Annotated in this window: 16 protein-coding genes; 11 read left to right on the forward strand and 5 right to left on the reverse strand. The window is 27.1% G+C overall.

The window, feature by feature from the left end:
* Nucleotides 1-3: 3 nt before the first annotated feature.
* Nucleotides 4-684, reverse strand: a complete 681-nt coding sequence (locus tag ACRYA_RS06705) for a response regulator transcription factor (RefSeq protein WP_105918144.1) — start codon at nt 682-684, stop codon at nt 4-6.
* Between the two features lie 67 nt (nt 685-751).
* On the opposite strand from ACRYA_RS06705, the gene ACRYA_RS06710 reads away from it, so the two are divergent.
* Nucleotides 752-2,218, forward strand: coding sequence for a cache domain-containing protein (locus ACRYA_RS06710; RefSeq protein WP_105918143.1), 1,467 nt, complete (start codon nt 752-754; stop codon nt 2,216-2,218).
* A 52-nt stretch (nt 2,219-2,270) separates the two neighbouring features.
* Here the strand turns inward: ACRYA_RS06710 and ACRYA_RS06715 are convergent, their stop codons facing one another.
* The 3 genes from ACRYA_RS06715 to ACRYA_RS06725 are packed head-to-tail and all read right to left on the reverse strand — an operon-like array spanning nt 2,271 to nt 5,108.
* Nucleotides 2,271-3,554, reverse strand: coding sequence for a TRAP transporter large permease (locus tag ACRYA_RS06715; protein ID WP_105918142.1), 1,284 nt, complete (start codon nt 3,552-3,554; stop codon nt 2,271-2,273).
* Entirely contained in the window at nt 3,554-4,102 is a 549-nt protein-coding gene (locus ACRYA_RS06720; protein WP_105918141.1) for a TRAP transporter small permease, read from the reverse strand. Before ACRYA_RS06720 ends, ACRYA_RS06715 begins: the two co-directional genes overlap by 1 nt.
* 13 nt (nt 4,103-4,115) lie before the next feature.
* Nucleotides 4,116-5,108 carry a DctP family TRAP transporter solute-binding subunit gene (locus tag ACRYA_RS06725; protein WP_105918140.1) on the reverse strand — a complete coding sequence of 331 codons (993 nt, stop codon included), beginning with the start codon at nt 5,106-5,108 and terminating at the stop codon, nt 4,116-4,118.
* A 210-nt stretch (nt 5,109-5,318) separates the two neighbouring features.
* On the opposite strand from ACRYA_RS06725, the gene ACRYA_RS06730 reads away from it, so the two are divergent.
* The 4 genes from ACRYA_RS06730 to ACRYA_RS06745 are packed head-to-tail and all read left to right on the forward strand — an operon-like array spanning nt 5,319 to nt 9,063.
* On the forward strand, nt 5,319-6,101 hold the full coding sequence (locus ACRYA_RS06730; protein WP_105918139.1) for an ABC transporter permease: 783 nt from the start codon (nt 5,319-5,321) through the stop codon (nt 6,099-6,101).
* A complete protein-coding gene (locus tag ACRYA_RS06735) occupies nt 6,089-6,856 on the forward strand; it encodes an ABC transporter ATP-binding protein (protein ID WP_105918138.1) in 768 nt (255 codons plus the stop codon). Before ACRYA_RS06730 ends, ACRYA_RS06735 begins: the two co-directional genes overlap by 13 nt.
* Entirely contained in the window at nt 6,853-8,064 is a 1,212-nt protein-coding gene (locus ACRYA_RS06740; RefSeq protein WP_105918137.1) for an NnrS family protein, read from the forward strand. The genes ACRYA_RS06735 and ACRYA_RS06740 overlap by 4 nt, the downstream gene beginning before the upstream one ends.
* Nucleotides 8,065-8,094: 30 nt before the next feature.
* Complete coding sequence (locus ACRYA_RS06745) at nt 8,095-9,063, forward strand: ABC transporter substrate-binding protein (protein WP_105918136.1); 969 nt, start codon at nt 8,095-8,097, stop codon at nt 9,061-9,063.
* A gap of 64 nt (nt 9,064-9,127) precedes the next feature.
* On the opposite strand, the gene ACRYA_RS06750 is transcribed toward ACRYA_RS06745, so the two are convergent.
* Entirely contained in the window at nt 9,128-9,442 is a 315-nt protein-coding gene (locus ACRYA_RS06750) for a F0F1 ATP synthase subunit C (RefSeq protein ID WP_066156262.1), read from the reverse strand.
* Nucleotides 9,443-9,572: 130 nt separating this feature from the next.
* Here ACRYA_RS06750 and ACRYA_RS06755 point away from each other — a divergent pair, with 130 nt between their 5' ends.
* The 6 genes from ACRYA_RS06755 (at nt 9,573) to ACRYA_RS06780 (ending at nt 16,857) form a co-directional block, all read left to right on the forward strand.
* Entirely contained in the window at nt 9,573-11,087 is a 1,515-nt protein-coding gene (locus ACRYA_RS06755) for a hypothetical protein (protein ID WP_121443294.1), read from the forward strand.
* A gap of 88 nt (nt 11,088-11,175) precedes the next feature.
* A complete protein-coding gene (locus tag ACRYA_RS06760) occupies nt 11,176-12,525 on the forward strand; it encodes an imelysin family protein (RefSeq protein WP_105917945.1) in 1,350 nt (449 codons plus the stop codon).
* Nucleotides 12,526-13,896, forward strand: coding sequence for a di-heme oxidoredictase family protein (locus tag ACRYA_RS06765; RefSeq protein WP_228199732.1), 1,371 nt, complete (start codon nt 12,526-12,528; stop codon nt 13,894-13,896).
* A complete protein-coding gene (locus tag ACRYA_RS06770; RefSeq protein ID WP_165786104.1) occupies nt 13,896-14,837 on the forward strand; it encodes an imelysin family protein in 942 nt (313 codons plus the stop codon). Before ACRYA_RS06765 ends, ACRYA_RS06770 begins: the two co-directional genes overlap by 1 nt.
* A 3-nt stretch (nt 14,838-14,840) precedes the next feature.
* Entirely contained in the window at nt 14,841-15,797 is a 957-nt protein-coding gene (locus tag ACRYA_RS06775) for a sterol desaturase family protein (protein ID WP_228199733.1), read from the forward strand.
* Nucleotides 15,742-16,857, forward strand: coding sequence for a cytochrome-c peroxidase (locus ACRYA_RS06780; protein WP_105917942.1), 1,116 nt, complete (start codon nt 15,742-15,744; stop codon nt 16,855-16,857). The genes ACRYA_RS06775 and ACRYA_RS06780 overlap by 56 nt, the downstream gene beginning before the upstream one ends.
* The last annotated feature ends 3 nt before the right edge of the window (nt 16,858-16,860 follow it).

A 16,860-nucleotide genomic window follows, 5' to 3' on the forward strand; every position in this document is an offset into this window, starting at 1 on the left:
AATCTAAATCTCAATATAATATCCAACTCCTTGAATATTTTTCAAGTAATTCAAAGGTAATTTTTTTCTAAGATTTTTTATAAATTGTCTCATTGCATTTTGGCTCATTAAAATATTGTCATCACATATATGATTAAAAATCTCCTCATATGAAATAACTGATTTTTTTGATATTAAAAGCTCCAAAAATAAAATCTCTTTTCTTGTTAAAACAAACTCTTCATTATCATTTGAGATAATAGATTTTTGACTATTAAAATACCAATTATCTTTTAGCATATATATTTTTTGATTGTTATTTGATTTTAAAAAAGATTCAAATGCCTCAATTAATTTTGCATTTGTGATAGGTTTTACTATATATTTTATTAAGTTCAGTTCAGTTGCCACTAAAAGATAGTCCAAATTTGTATATGCAGAAGTTATTACTACTTTTATATCTTTATCATTTTCTCTAATCTTTTTTATTAAATCAATACCTGATTCATTTTCCATCTTTATATCAGTCATTAATAAATCTGGTTTTTCTAAAATATACTTTTCATATGCCTCTTTAGAATTTTTTGCAACAAAAACTTCTTTAAAATAGTGCTTTAAAATCTCCTCGAAATTTTCTCTTATTCCTCTATCATCTTCAACATATAAGATTGTAAATGCTCGAAGTTTTTTTAGTAAATTATTCATATTTTATAAAAATCCATATTAGTAAAGATATGATATTATAGCAAACTGTTTAATTAATGAGGTGATTTTGAATAATAATATAGAAAAAAATCTATTAAAAACCATACTATTTATATTTATTGCAATAAGTTCATCTATGATTTTAGCAATATCATTTTTTTATGTAAAAAATACACAAGATAATTTTGAAAAACAACTCTTGAAATATAAGAGTGATTATTATATTGAAATAGAAGATGCTTTAAAAATGAAAATAACGATGGTAATGGATATTTTAGACTACAACGTTAAAAACTTAAATTTAAGCCAAGATGATCTAAAAGAATATACAATTAATTTTTTAAATAATCTTACATTTGAAGAAAATAGTAGTAACTATATATTCGTTTATGAAGTTCTAAATTTTGAAGGCGGAGATGATTTTGCAAAAATGTTGGTAAATCCAAATAGACCTGATCTATTTGGCAAAGATATCTCTACAAATGAAGAGGATGGAAATGGAAAAAAATTTAGAGAAGAGTTTTTAGAGAATATAAAAAAATATGGAGAATCTTATACAAGATATTCATATAAAAAACCAGATAGCAAAGATCTTCAATATAAGCTCTCATATTTCAAATATTACCCAAATTTCAACTGGATAATTGCAGCTGGAGTTTATATTGATGATATTGAAAATGAGTTAAAAATAAAAAAAGATGAACTAAAAGAGGAGATAAGAAAGCAGATATTACAAAATATTATTCTATTTTTAATTTTTTTAATTATTGCAATTTTTACACTAGCTCTTATTTCAAATAAGATTTATAAAATTTTAAAAAACTACAAACAAAAAGTTGTTGAAAAAGAAAAAGAGTTAAAAGTTTTGAATAAATCTCTTGAAGAGATGATTTCTAATATTGCCCATCAATGGAGACAACCATTAACAGAGTTATCTTCTATTTTAATATTTATAAAACTGAAATTTGATACAAAAAGCTTAGATACTAATATTATGGAAAAGAAAATAGAAGATGCAACACAAGTTTTAGAATATATGTCCCATACAATTGATGATTTTAGAGGATTCTTTTCACCAACAAAAGAGAAAGAGAGATTTTATCTATATGAACTTATAGAAAATATATTATTAATTAGCTCAAATATGTTTAAAAATAATAATATAGAAATAGTATGTGATATTGATAAAAATTTAGTTTTAAACAACTATTTAAATGAACTTCAACAAGTAGTCTTAAATATTTTGAAAAATGCAAAAGATGCTTTAGTTGAAAACAATATAAAAAATCCATATATAAAAATTGAAGCAAAGTTTGATGAAAAAAATATATATTTGTATATAACTGATAATGCAGGTGGAATTAAAACAGAGCCAATAAATAAAATATTTGAGGCATATTTTACTACAAAACCTCAAAGTAAAGGGATGGGAATTGGGCTTTATATGTCAAAAATGATTTTAGAAAAAAGTATGAAAGGTAAATTATTTGTAGAAAATTTAGAAGATGGAGCTAGGTTTACAATAAAATTATAAGAAAACTGAAAAATTTATTTTCAGTTTTCTATTTTAATATTGTTTAAACTTTTTAGTATCCAAACATTAAATTTGGAAGCCATAGAGATATAGCTGGTATATAAGTAATTAAAACCAATCCAAAAAGTAAAACTAAAGTCATAGGTATAGAAGCTTTTATAACTTGTCCCATGGATAATCCAGTTATTCCACTTGCAACAAATAAATTAAGTCCAACAGGTGGGGTAAGCATCCCTATTTCCATATTTACAACCATAATAACTCCCAAGTGAATTGGGTCAATTCCAAGAGCCATTCCAATAGGAAGAAGCAGAGGAACTGTAATCATTACAACAGAACTAGGTTCCATAAATTGTCCCATAACTAAAAGTAAAATATTTACAATTAATAAGAACATTAAAGGACTTACATTTGCATCTATTATCATTTGAGTAATTTGTTGAGGAATTTGCTCATCTGTTAAGAAGTGTGCAAAAATCATAGCATTTGCAATGATAAAGAAAATCATTGAGCTTGTTTGAGCTGAATCTAGTGCAATTTTGTATAAATCTTTTAATTTTATATCTTTATAAACAAAGAAAGAGATAAAAAATGCATACATAACACTAACTGCTCCAGCTTCTGTTGGAGTAAAGATACCACCGTAAATTCCTCCAATAACTACAAAAATAATTAATAAAGCCCAAAAAGAATCTTTAAAAGCTTTAGTTATTTCAGATAAACTAGCCATTTTTTCGGCTTTAAATCCACTTCTTTTCGCTAGTATATATGTTGCTAACATCATCATACCACCTATCATAAGACCAGGAATTACTCCAGCCATAAATAGTTTTCCAATAGATTGATCAGCGCTAACACCATATACTATAAATACAACAGATGGTGGAATTAAAATTCCTAATGTTCCAGAAGTTGTAATTGTACCAATAGCGAATTGTTCATTATATCCAGCACTTTTAATAGCTCCATACATAACAGAACCAATAGCAGCAACTGTAGCAGGTGAACTTCCACTAATAGCAGCAAAAATAATAGAAGCTAAAATAGCAGCAATTGGCAAACCACCTGGAAGATGCCCAACTAAACTTTTAGCAAAATTTATAATCCTTGTTGCTGCACTTCCCCTTGAAAGTAAAGAACCAGCTAAAACGAACATAGGAATTGCCATAAGCGTATATTTATTTAAACCATCAAAGATATAAGATGAAATACCCATTAAATCGTTGTTTGTAAATAAAAATGCAGAAACTAATGTACTAGCTCCTAAAGCAACAGCTACAGGAACTCCTACTAACATCAAACCAAAAAGTAAAATAAAAAGTGTTGCAATAACCATTATTTATTTTCTCCTTTAATCTCTTCTATTATAGCTTCATGTTCACTAAATAGTTTGATATTCTGTGCATCAGTTCTATAAAGTTCTACAAGTTTTTCAGCAACTCTATATGCAGCTAAAAAAAATGCAATCGGAATAACTAATTGCGGTATCCAAAGGGGAACTTGTAAATCTACATTAATTTCACCAAAATCCATCAACATCAAAATCAGTTTATAACCAAAATATGAAATCATAAGAAGATAAATAATAGAAAGGAAATTTGCAAAAAGCAAAAACATTTTCATAACAGAAGGTGAAAACTTCTCTATTACCAAAGTAATAGAGATGTGAGCACCTTGCTTAAAGCCATAGGCAGCACCAAAAAGTGCCGACCATATAAATAAATAGTTTGTAAGTTCAGCAGCCCACGGAAGACTCATATCAAAGACATATCTTAGAACTACATTAATAAATGCCAATAAAACTCCCAATACCATTCCATAGACTGCTATTGTTTGATTTATTGTACCAACTATTAAATCAATAATTTTAAAAAATTTACTCATTTTTCCGCTTTACTTATTTTGTATCAATAGCTTTTTTGATTAAATCTTCACCAATCACATCGTAGAATTGTGGATAAATACCTTCCATAACTTTTCTCCAGTTTGCTTTTTGTGTGTCATTTAATTCAAAAATCTCAAGTCTTTTTGACTCAGCCGCATATTTTTTTAGATCAGACATAATTTTTGCATCATCTTCTGCCGTTGCTTTTCTTTCAAACTCTGTTGCTTCTTTCATAGCAATAGAAACTTTTTCTTGTAAATCTTTTGGTAATTTATCCCAGAATTGTTGATTCATTACAACTAAATAACCTAAATAACCATGGCTACTTAAAGTAAGACTAGATTGAACTTCATTAAATTTTTTTGTATAAAAATTTGATAAAGGATTTTCAGTTGCATCAACAACACCTTGTTGAAGTGCTGAATAAACTTCAGAGAATGGTAAAATTTGTGGATTTCCACCAACAGCTTTAAACTGAGCTTCTAAAACTTTTGATGACTGAATTCTAAATTTTTGACCTTTTGCATCTTCTGGATTTATAATAGCTTTTTTACTACTAGAAAAATGTTTAAATCCAGCATCCCAATAATCAAATGCTATCATCTGTTTTTTTGCATCTACATAAGATTTAAGTTTTGCTCCAACTTCTCCATCCATAACTTTATATAAGTGTTCTTTGTCTCTAAAAAGAAACGGTAAATCAAATAGTTGAATTTGTGGCACAATAGATGGGAATTTTGATAAGCTTGGCATAATTAATTGAACATTGTTCATAGCCAAAGCTTTCATCTCATCTGCATCACCATATAATTGTGAGTTTGGGAAAACTTGAACATCAATTTTTCCAGCAGTTAGCTCCTCTATTCTTTTTTCTAAGAAATCAGCAGCCATACCTTTTGGCGTACTAGAACTTACAACATGGCTAATCTTCATAACATAATCAGCACCAAAGCTTGAAGTTGCAAGTATTGCAGCAGCAGCTATTCCAAATATACTTCTTTTCATAAATACTCCTAAAATTGAAAGTTTGATTTCAAGTTTATCCAAAAATTATGTAAATGTTGTGTCACTGTAGATAAATTTTTGATAAATTACTATTCTATTTAAAAAAACTTAAGCTATTTTAAAGAAAATTACTATTTTCTTGACCAAACTCAATGATAATTAATATCATTTTATAATACAATTCTAATTATCTTAAATTATGGAAAGAAAATGAAATTTTTTATTAAAATCTTAAAAGATTTCCCATCTTATCTTTGGGGAGGATGGGCATCTATTGCTTCAATATTTCTCTTTTTTGCTTTATGGGACTTTGGGCATCAAATTTATGGAGATTTAATTCTTCCTAGCCCAAAAGATACATTTATAGCAATGAGTTCTATATTACAGGATAGCTCAATGCAAAATGAAATTATAATAACTCTAAAAAGAGCATTAAGTGGTTTTGGTTTAGCTATTTTGGTTGGCTCTATTTTGGGACTTCTTTCAGGACTTTTTGTAACTGCATCTATTATGAGCCGTCCAATAGTTACAATTCTTTTGGGAATGCCACCAATTGCTTGGATAGTACTTGCTATGATTTGGTTTGGTATGGGTGATACAACAGTTATTTTCACGGTATTTATTGCCTCTTTCCCTATTGTTTTTGTAGGTGCTTTACAAGGAACTAGAACTATTGAAGGTGATTTAAAGCAGATGGCAGATAGCTTTAATTTACCATTTTCTATGAAACTTTTTGATATATATTTTCCTCATATTTTTTCATATATTTTTCCAGCATATATAAGTGCATTAGGAATGTCTTGGAAAATAGTAATAATGGCAGAACTATTAGCAACAAGTGATGGATTAGGTTCAAGTTTAGCAATAGCAAGAAGTCAGCTTGAAACATCAACAGCTTTAGCTATTGTTGCTATTATGATAGGAACACTTCTTTTGATAGAATATATAGTTTTAGAACCAATCAAAAAGGAGCTTGAACTATGGAGAAAATAGCTAACAAAAAAGTTGTAGAAGAACTTATTGTAGAAAATGTTGATTTTTCTTTTGGCTTTAAAGAGATTTTAAAAGATATAAATTTTACTTTAAAAAAAGGAGAAGTAGTATCTATAGTTGGACCTAGTGGTGGAGGAAAAACTACCCTACTTCACCTTTGTTCAAAACTTTTAAAACTTGATACGGGAAAGATAAAAAATAGTTTTTTGTCATCTACTTTTGCTTTTCAAGAACCGCGACTTTTGCTTTGGAAAAATGTGATTGACAATATTGCTTTAGTTCTTAAGGCAAAAGGTGAAAAAACAAAAATAGCAGAACAAAAAGCAAAAAATATTGCAATTTTATTTGGCTTAAAAGAGAGCGATTTTTCTAAATTTCCAAAAGATTTAAGTGGTGGAATGAAGCAAAGAGTATCATTTGCTAGAGCTTTGGTTGTAAATCCTAGTTTGCTTTTTTTAGATGAACCATTTTCAGCTTTAGATATAGGTCTTAAAAAAGAGCTTCAAAATTTATTGATAGAAAATATAGAAAATAAGAAGTTAAGTGTACTTTTTATTACTCATGATTTAATGGAAGCTATAAAACTAAGTGATAAAATAATTGTTTTAAAAGCACAGCCAATTGGTCATATCAAAAAAATATTTACTATAAATGAAGCAAGAAAAAAAAGAGATGATGAATTTGTATATAGTAAAACCGCAGAGATTTTAAAAGATAAAGATATTATCTCTAGCTTTGAATTGGAGTTAAAATGAGCAATTCTCACTATTTAAACTATCCAAAAGGTGATTTCCCAATCTATTTGGCATATGGATTTCGCCCTATTTTCCTTCTTCTTGCTCCATATATTGTATTAAGTATTATTTTATGGGCTTTTGTTTTTGCAGGATATATAAATCTTCCAATAGAAAATACTCTAAATTGGCACATTTATGAGATGATTTTCGGAGTTGGAACTGCTATGATAGTGGCATTTTTCCTAACAGGCTTACCTGAGCTTTTTTCTGGAGTTGTTCCAATAGTTAGAAGACATTTAGCTTTTATAGTTGTTTGGTGGGTTTTTGGAAGATTTAGCTTTTGGTTTATTGACTATTTTGGAATATTTTTTACAGGATTTATAAATATTAGTTTAACAGCTTATATCTCATATCTTGCAGCAATTCCAGCTTTTCGTGATAGAAATAAAAGGCATACTTCTCTTGCATATTCTATGGTTTCAATAGTTATTATTCAAACTATCTTTTTTTTAAGCGAAGCAGAAGTTTTAAAAATAGATTCATATAGAATTCTTCTTTTATCTATGATTTTATTTTTGGTTTTAATTCTATTGGCCTTAAGAAGAGTTAGTATGGAGTCAATAAATGAGTTATTAAATCAAGAAAATATAAATGAAATATTTTTAGCAAAATCTTTTAGATACAATCTTGCTATTTTTTGTCTACTTTTATATGGTTTTGTTGAATTCTTTTTTCCAAATAATTCAACTTTAGCTTATATTTGTTTTGCTTGTGGTTCAGCAACTTTTGCTCTTTTAAACGATTTTGTTTTAAAAGAAAATAATATTTTATTTAAACCTTTCGTTTTGTATATAATCTCTACAATTTCTATAACTGCTATTGGATTTTTCTTTTTAGGTTTTAACTACCTTTTTGAATTAAATATCACAAACCACTTTAGACATTTTTTAACAACAGGAAGTTTTGGAATGGTTTTTTATGTAATTATGATTATAGTATCAACGATTCATACAGGAAGAAAAATTTTCACAAATTGGGCTTTAACCTTGGGTTTAATGTTAATAATTATTGCAACTTTTATGAGAGCTTTTATACCATTTTATATTGAATATAGTATGGCTTTATATATTCTATCTTCAATTATTTGGGCAATTCCTTTTATTATATATATGAAAATATTTTTTCCATTTCTGCTACAAACTAGAGCTGATGGAATAAAAGGTTAAAAGATAATAAAAAATAAAAAGGATTTATTTATGAAAAAAACATTTTTAATATTTTCTCTTTTACTAAATTTATTTGCAAAAGATGAAAATACAATAGTAATAGCAGGACCAATAGCTAGTGTATCACACCCAATATTGTATATGATAGAACAAAATGTTCTAAAAGATATTGGAAAAAAAATAGAGTTTAAACTTTGGAATAATCCTGATGAGCTAAGAGCATTGATACTTAAAAAAGAGGTTGATTTTATAGCTCTTCCTACAAATGTAGCTGCAAATTTATACAACAAAGGGATAGATTTGAAGTTATTAAATGTTTCAACTTGGGGAATTTTGGGACTTGTAAGTAGAGACAAAAATTTAAAAACTATAGAAGAGTTTAAAAATAAAGAAATTATTATTCCATTTAGAGCTGATATGCCTGATATTATTTTTCAAGCACTTATAAAAAAAGCAAATCTTGACATAAAAAAAGATTATAAATTAACCTATGTTGCAACACCTATTGATGCTATGCAAATGTTAATTTTAAGAAGAGCAGATCATGCACTTTTAGCAGAACCTGCAATTTCTATTGCATTGAGAAAAACAGGCTCTTTTCCTGTTAAATTAATAGCCCCTGATCTACATAGAAGTGTTGATTTACAAAAAGATTGGGGAAGATTATTTGAAGTTGAACCAAAAATTCCACAAGCAGGATTAGCAATTATTGGAGAAACAAAAGGAAAAGAGGAGTTAATTACTAAAATCTTAGAAGAGTATGAAAAAGCTATAAAATGGTATAAAACAAATCAAAAAGAGGCTAGTGAACTTGTAGTTAAAGCACTACCGATGTTAGAAATTAATGGTTTAGCTGATTCAATTGATTATATTAAATTTGAAAATATAAATGCTCAAAATAGTAAAAAAGATTTAGAGTTTTTCTTTAATATCTTACTCCAAAATGATAATAAAATAATAGGTGGGAAATTGCCAGATGATAATTTTTACTACAAATAAAAAAGGCTTGAGATAAAAATCTCAAGCCTTTTGGTTTTTATTAAATCTGGTTAGATTTAAAAGCTTACCCTAAAAATGGATTTGCATAAAGTGCGATCATAGCAATAACAAGCGCATAAATAACTTGTGCTTCAATCATAGCTAGTGCAATAAACATTGTAGTCATTAATTTTCCACCAAGACCTGGGTTTCTAGCAGTTCCAGCAATAGTTGCAGCAGCAGTATTACCCATACCAATAGCTCCACCAAGAGCAGCTAATCCAAGTCCAATTCCAGCAGCAACTACAGAGTATGCTTTTAAAGTCTCATTTGCAACTGCAGCATCTGCAGCAAATGCAAAACCAGCGAAAGCTAGTACTAAAAGAACGATTTTTTTCATCTTAAATCCTTATAAATATTTTCAAAGTCTGTTCGGCTTGCGTATCCCTACAAAGTACTTTGATGGCTGAGATTATATTTTAAGTAAACTAAAAGTAAGATAAAGGAATTTAAACTTTTGGAAGTGATTTATGAAAAAATTTCTATTAATACTACTCGTTTTAGTTCTATTTATTTTTGGAATATTTTATATGCTTTTTTTTACAAAAAGTGGAAACGGTATTATTTCTCAATATATTGAAAATAGTTTTAATGAAAAACAAAACGATTTAAAACTTAAATTTGATACTTTTTTAATCAATACAAATGAGATAAATTTAGTTGCAAATATAAATGATAATTCTAAAATAAAAATAGATGGAAAAATTAGCTCTTTATTTGATTTAAAAGGAGAATTTGTCTATAAAATAGATATAAAAGATTTATCGATTTTTAATAATCTTGTACAAAAAGAGTTAAAAGGTTCTTTGCAAGCAAGTGGTGATTTAATTACAAAAGATGGACTAAGTACAATAATAGGAACTTCAAATGTAGCAAACAGCTCAACAAAATATGAGATAAATTTAAATAAATCTTATATAAAAAGCTTAGATTTGGATATAAAAAATGCAAATATAGATGAACTTTTGACACTTTTAAATGAACCTCTTTATAGCTTTGGAAAACTAAATTTAAAAACAAAACTAATAAAAAATAGTAGTGATTTATTTAATGGTGATTTTTCATTTGATATAAACGATGGAAAAATAAACAATGAAATTATTCAAAAAGAGTTTAATTTCCCTATAAAGCAGACTATAACTTATAATTTAAAAAGCTTAAATAAACTAGAAAATACAAAAGTTTTAAGTGATATAAAACTAAATTCGAATTTAGCAAATTTAGATATGAAAAATTTGATTATTGATTTAGTTACAAAAGATATAAACTCTAACTATTTTTTAGATATTTTAAATTTAAGACAAATTGAAGAGTTTATAAATATCGCATTAAATGGTGATTTAAAAGTAGTTGGTAACATAAATAAAAATCAAAAAACTCTAAAAATAGATGGGAATTCAAATATTGCTGGTGGTGTTGCAAACTTTGTACTTTTAGATGATAATTTGGATTTAAAGTTAAAAAATGCAAACTCTCTAAAACTTTTATATCTTTTAAATAAAGATGAATTTTTTAACTCAAATTTATCATTAGATTCAAATTACAATATTGTCTCAAAAATTGGAAATATAAATATTGAAGTTACAAATGGTAACTTTATAAAAAATAACTTTATACAAAAAATAGAAGATATTACAAAAATAGATTTAAGCAAAGAGATATTTGAAGTGGGAACTATAACTAGTAAATTAGATAACAAAAAAATATACTCAAATCTTAATTTAACATCTAAAAAAAGTGATATTAAATCAAAAGATAGTTTTATAGATTTTAATAAAAATACAATAGACACAAAACTAGATGTAAATCTAAATAAAAATATATTTTCTGTAAAACTTGAAGATGATTTAAATAATCCTAAAATTACAGTAGATGTACAAGATTTAATAAAAAATATTTTAGAAAAGAAATTAGATAAATATTTAAAAAAAGAGGATGATGCACAAAAAATTGAGCTTTTAAAAGGAATAAAATCTCTTTTTTAATATCTTGATAATTATTATCATTTTAAGTAAACTCAAAGTTTTTTTTAGATTTAATTTTAAAAAAATTTAATATTACGAGGATTTTAAAATGAGATTTACAAATAAGCTTTTAGTTTCTTTATCAATTGCTGCTGCTTTAGCTATAAGTTCGGGTGCTGTTACTTCAAAAAATGAGACAACTTCTAATATTTCAAAAAACTTAACATTTCTTGAAAGCTATTCAAATATAGCATTTGACAACTATACAGATGCACTAAAAGATGCAAAAAATTTAAAAGTTTCTATTGATAAATTTGTTGCAAATCCAACTAAAGAAAATCTTGATAGTGCAAAAAAAGCTTGGTTACAATCAAGAGAATCTTATGGAAGTACTGAAATTTTTAGACTTACAAATGGTCCAATTGATGCTGAAGATGGTTGGATAGCAGAAACTTATGGTGCGTTAGAGGGACAAATTAATGCTTGGCCACTTGATGAAAATATGATTGATTATACTATTGATGCAGATGGGAAAAGAACATCTGGAAATATTATTGACAGTGTTGGAAAGTTTAACCCAGGTGGTGAAGAATCAAAAGAAGTTGATGTTACAAAAATTACAGTTGAAGCTTTAACACAACTTAATGAAAATGGTGGAGAAGCAAATGTTTCTACTGGTTACCATGCTATTGAATTTTTGCTTTGGGGACAAGACCAAGATTATAATAACTTCTTAGAAGATAAAATTACAAACGGTGCAATGGTAGCTGGTTTAAGACCAATTTTGGACTTTACAACAGACAAAGATGCAAAAAGAAGATTGGAGTATTTAAGTGTTGTTACACAAAAATTAGTTGAAGATTTAAGTGTTGTAACAAGTGCTTGGGAAAAAGAGATTAAAGGTAATGCTGGACTTTATAGAGCGGCTCTTTTAGGAAAATTAAAAGGTAAAGAAAAAAATAAAAATTTAGATAAAAAAGAGGTAATGCAACAAATTATTGCTGGAATGGGAGTATTTATAAAATCTGAGCTTGCAAATGAAAGAGTTGCTGTTGCTGTTTTAACTCCTAGCGAAGAAGATGAACACTCTTGTTTCTCGGATAATACTCATAGAGATTTAGTAAAAAACTATGAAGGGTTTAAAAATATTTTAACTTCTACATATAATGGTAAAAAATATGGAGAATCTTTACTTGACTCATTAAACAAAGATGATAAAGATAGAGTTTTAAAACTTATGAGTGATATTGAAGAAAAAATAGAAAGTGTAGATAAAATTGCTAAAACTCAAGCTCACTTTGACTACCAAATAAAACCAGAACATCCACAAGCAAAAGTTTTAGTAAAACTTAAAAACGAACTAAGAAAACTAGGTGATGAGATGATAACTGTTGCAAAAGCAAATAATATTAAACTAACAACAGATGATGTTACAGACCCTGAAGAGACAAAACTGTAAATGAAACTTATAAAAAAGATTATATTTGTAAAAAGCCTTACTGCAATATTTTGCATAGGGCTTTTTGCATTTAATCTTGAAAATAACTATATATCAAATGACAAAAATAGTAAACTATTATTAAAACCAATAGATGGTTTAAATAATGAGCAAACTGATATTTTTATGTTAGGAAGAAGCTTTTTTAATATTCCTTGGGTAAAAGCACCTAGTGTTACAACTGCACGAGATGGATTAGGACCACTTTTTAATGCAAATAGTTGTATCTCTTGCCACCCAAAAAATGGTCGTGGGGAACTTTTTACTAAAGATAATTTAACTTCAAGAGCTTTAATTGCAAGATTGTCAATAAAATCAGATGATAGCTTTCAAGACAAAGATATTTTAAAGAAAAAAGGATTTATTCCAGAGTCTGTTTATGGAGAACAGTTAGCTATTAATGGTAATTTTGGAGTTCCTTTTGAAGGAAATATTAAAATAGATTTTGAAGATATTCAGGTTAAATTCCCAGATGGGGAAACTGTTATTTTACAAAAACCAAAATATAGTTTAGAAAATCTAAATTATGGAGAACTCAAAAAAAATAGTGTAATTTCATATAGGCTAGCTCAAAGTTTAAATGGTATGGCTTTGATAGATTTAATATATGAAAAAGAGATTTTAAAAAACCAAGATATTGATGATAAAAATGGTGATGGAATAAGCGGAAAAGCAAATTTTGTATATTCACCAATTTCAAAAAAGTATGAACTTGGAAAATATACTCACAAAGCTAGTGTTGCAAAACTAAAAGAGCAAGTTGCATTTGCAGCTTCAAATGATATTGGAATTACAACAACAATTGAACCAAACAAAAAATGCACAAGTTTCCAAAAAGAGTGTTTAGAAGCTCCAAAAGCAAAAGATATTATAGATCTTCCAGATGAAAGATTAGAAGCAATAACTTATTATTTAAGAAATCTAAAAACTTACAGTGCAAATAAAAATACAAAAGAGTATAAAGAAGGATTTGCTATTTTTGAAGCTCTTAGCTGTTCAAAGTGTCATATAAGTAGCTTTAAGACAAAATTAGGTTTTGAAGTTTCTCCATTTTCAGACTTTTTACTTCATGATATGGGTGAAGATTTAGCTGATGGAAGAGTTGAATTTGAAGCAAATGAGAAAGAGTGGAGAACTGCTCCACTTTGGGGAATTTCTTTACATGAAAAAATAACAAAAAATAGACCTAGGCTTCTTCATGATGGTAGAGCTAGGAGTTTTGAAGAAGCTATTTTATGGCATGGTGGAGAGGCAAACCAAAGTCGCGAAGCATATATGAATTTAGATAAAAACCAAAGAGAAAAACTAATTAAATTTTTAGAGGAGTTATAGTGAAAAAGATATTTTTAATATTCTTATTTTTAACAGGAGTTGTTTTAGCAAATGAAACAATCTTTAAAAGTGTTATAAAAAATGTAGCACTAAAAGATACACAAAGTGCTATAAATAGTGCAAAAGAACTACAAAAAGAGATAAATAATGAAAACTTTACAAAGTTTTTAAGAGATTGGAAAAGAGTTGAAGCAAACTATCTTGCTGGAGAAATAAATAGTGATTATTTGGATACTCCGCGATATATTGATGTTTTTAACAACTTAAAAGAGGATTTAAATTCTCAAATGCAAAGAGTTATAGATGGAAATTCAGATGTAAAAAAAGCACTATTTAAAAACTCATTTAAAACTATAAATGCTTTGGAATATGTAATTTACTCTTCACAAGATTTAAATGATAGAAAAAAAGAGATAACAAAAGAAATTTTAAACTCTATAATAAAAAATCTTGAAGATATAAAAACTGTTTATGAAACTTATCTAAAAAATCCAATAATAAAAGAAGATGACAATGCAAAGCTTATAAATACGCTTGTTGCATCTTCTTATAGATTAAAAGAGTGGCGAATTGGAAATCCAGCAGGCTTTTCAACAAAATATAAAAATGATGTAAAAAATAGTAGAGCAGAGTATTTCTTAAGTCAAAACTCTTTTGAAGCTATAGATTCTATTTTAGATGCACAAAAAGAGATGATTGCAAATGAAGGTTATATAAATCTTCTTAATTTAGCAAAAGATAAAAATGCTACAAATGAGTTAGAAGCTGTTATTTCAAAAATAGATGAAGCAAAAAAAGAGCTAAAATCTCTTCCTAAAGATGATTTTACAAATGCAAAAAAACTTTTTGATTTAGCTTCACAAATTCATGATTTATACTATGTTACAATTATTGATAAATTGGGACTTAAAGCTGAAATATTAGATGCAGACGGAGATTAAATCTTGGACTATTTTGCATTTGATTTTTTAACAAATCCAAACAAAAGAGTCTATTGGCTCTATTTGTTGGCTTCAATTTTTTTGGCTTTTGTTTACTACTACTTTTCAAAGAAAAATACAAGAGTTATACTATCTTCAAAATTATGGTTACATCCTAGTGCAAAGCTTGATTATATTTACTTTTTTTTAGCAAATTTAGTAAATATTTTTTTAATTGTTCCTTTGATTTTAAGTGCAAAAAATGTAGCACTTTTTACAAATAAATTTTTACATCAAAATCTTGGATTTATAGAGTTTAACTCTTTTTCATATTTACAAATTACAATATTTTATACAATAGCTATTTTTATTTTTAGTGATTTTACGAGATATTGGTTACATAGATTTTTACATACAATTCCATTTTTATGGGAGTTTCATAAAGTTCATCATAGTGCAAAAGTTTTAACTCCTATTACATTTTATAGAGTTCATTTTGTTGAAAATTTTCTTTTCGGACTTAGATATGCACTAAGTGTTGGTTTTGTAACAGGTATTTTTATATATTTATTTGGTGCAAAAATAAATATATATATGATTTTTGGAGTAAATGCTTTGGTGTTTATCTCTTCAATTTTTGGTTCAAATTTAAGACACTCTCATGTTCCATTTTCATATTTTTCATTTATAGAAAAATGGTTTTTATCTCCAAAACAGCATCAAATTCATCATGACAAAAAGCATTTTAATAAAAATTATGGTGGATATATAGCTATTTGGGATAGAATTTTTGGAACACTAACTCTTTCAAAAGATGTAAAAGTTCTAAAATTTGGACTTAGAAAGAATCAGATGCATGAATATATAAGTGTAAAAGATTTATATTTTAGACCATTTATAAATTTATTAAAAAAAGGAGGATTTTATGAAAAAATTAGTTTTAATAACAATATTTTTAGGAATAAACTTACTATCAAATAGTATTTCAAAAGAGGATTTAGGAAAAGCACTTTTTTTTGATGTTAATTTATCAAAAAATAGAACTCAAAGTTGTGCAACTTGTCACAATCCAGAAGCTGGGTTTATAGATGATAGAGATAATGGTGTTTCAAAAATGGCATCTTTGGGTGATGATTTAAAATCTTTAGGTGACCGTCAAGCTCCAACCGCTTCTTATGCAAAATTTTCTCCAGATTTTCATTTTAATGAAAATAAAAAAATATATACAGGTGGTCAATTCTGGGATGGAAGAGAATCTTCTTTAGAAGGACAAGCTGGTGGTCCACCACTAAATCCTATTGAAATGGGAATGGAAAGTAAAAAAGATGTAGTTGATAGATTAAAAGAGAATAGTTTTTATGTAGAAAGTTTTAAATCTCTATTTGGAAAAGATATTTTTAATCATGATGAAAATGTATATCTTGCAATGACAAAAGCAATTGCTAGCTTTGAAAGAACAGATGAATTTTCACCATTTGACTCAAAATATGATAGATACCTAAAAGGAGAGTATGATTTAACTCCTCTTGAAGATTTAGGAATGTCGATATTTTTCTCAAATAACAACAACTCATGTGCCTCGTGTCATGTTTTAAAAGGAGAAGGAAAAACTGGTGAAACATTTACAAACTATGAATTTCACAATATTGGAGTTCCTGAAAATAAAGAATTAAGAGCAAAAAATGGTATAAAGGAAAAAGATTTAGGTTTAGCAGCAAATCCAAATATTAAAATCAAAGATGAAAATTTGGGAAAATACAAAACTCCGACTTTAAGAAATGTTGCAGTTACTGCGCCATATATGCATAATGGGGTATTTAAAGATTTAAGAACTATTGTTGAATTTTATGATAAATATAATAATAAAGAGAGAACTCTAAACCCTGAAACAAAAAAACCTTGGGATGAACCTGAGTTTAAAGATACAATTTCACTAAAAGAGCTAAAAGCAAATGCTCAAAATGATAGAAAAATTGATGCTTTAGTAGCTTTTATGAAACTTTTAACAGATAAAAAATATGAACATCTAATAAAAGATTAAAAA

The organism is Aliarcobacter cryaerophilus ATCC 43158, from assembly GCF_003660105.1.
In the GTDB taxonomy this organism is placed as follows: Bacteria; Campylobacterota; Campylobacteria; order Campylobacterales; family Arcobacteraceae; genus Aliarcobacter; species Aliarcobacter cryaerophilus.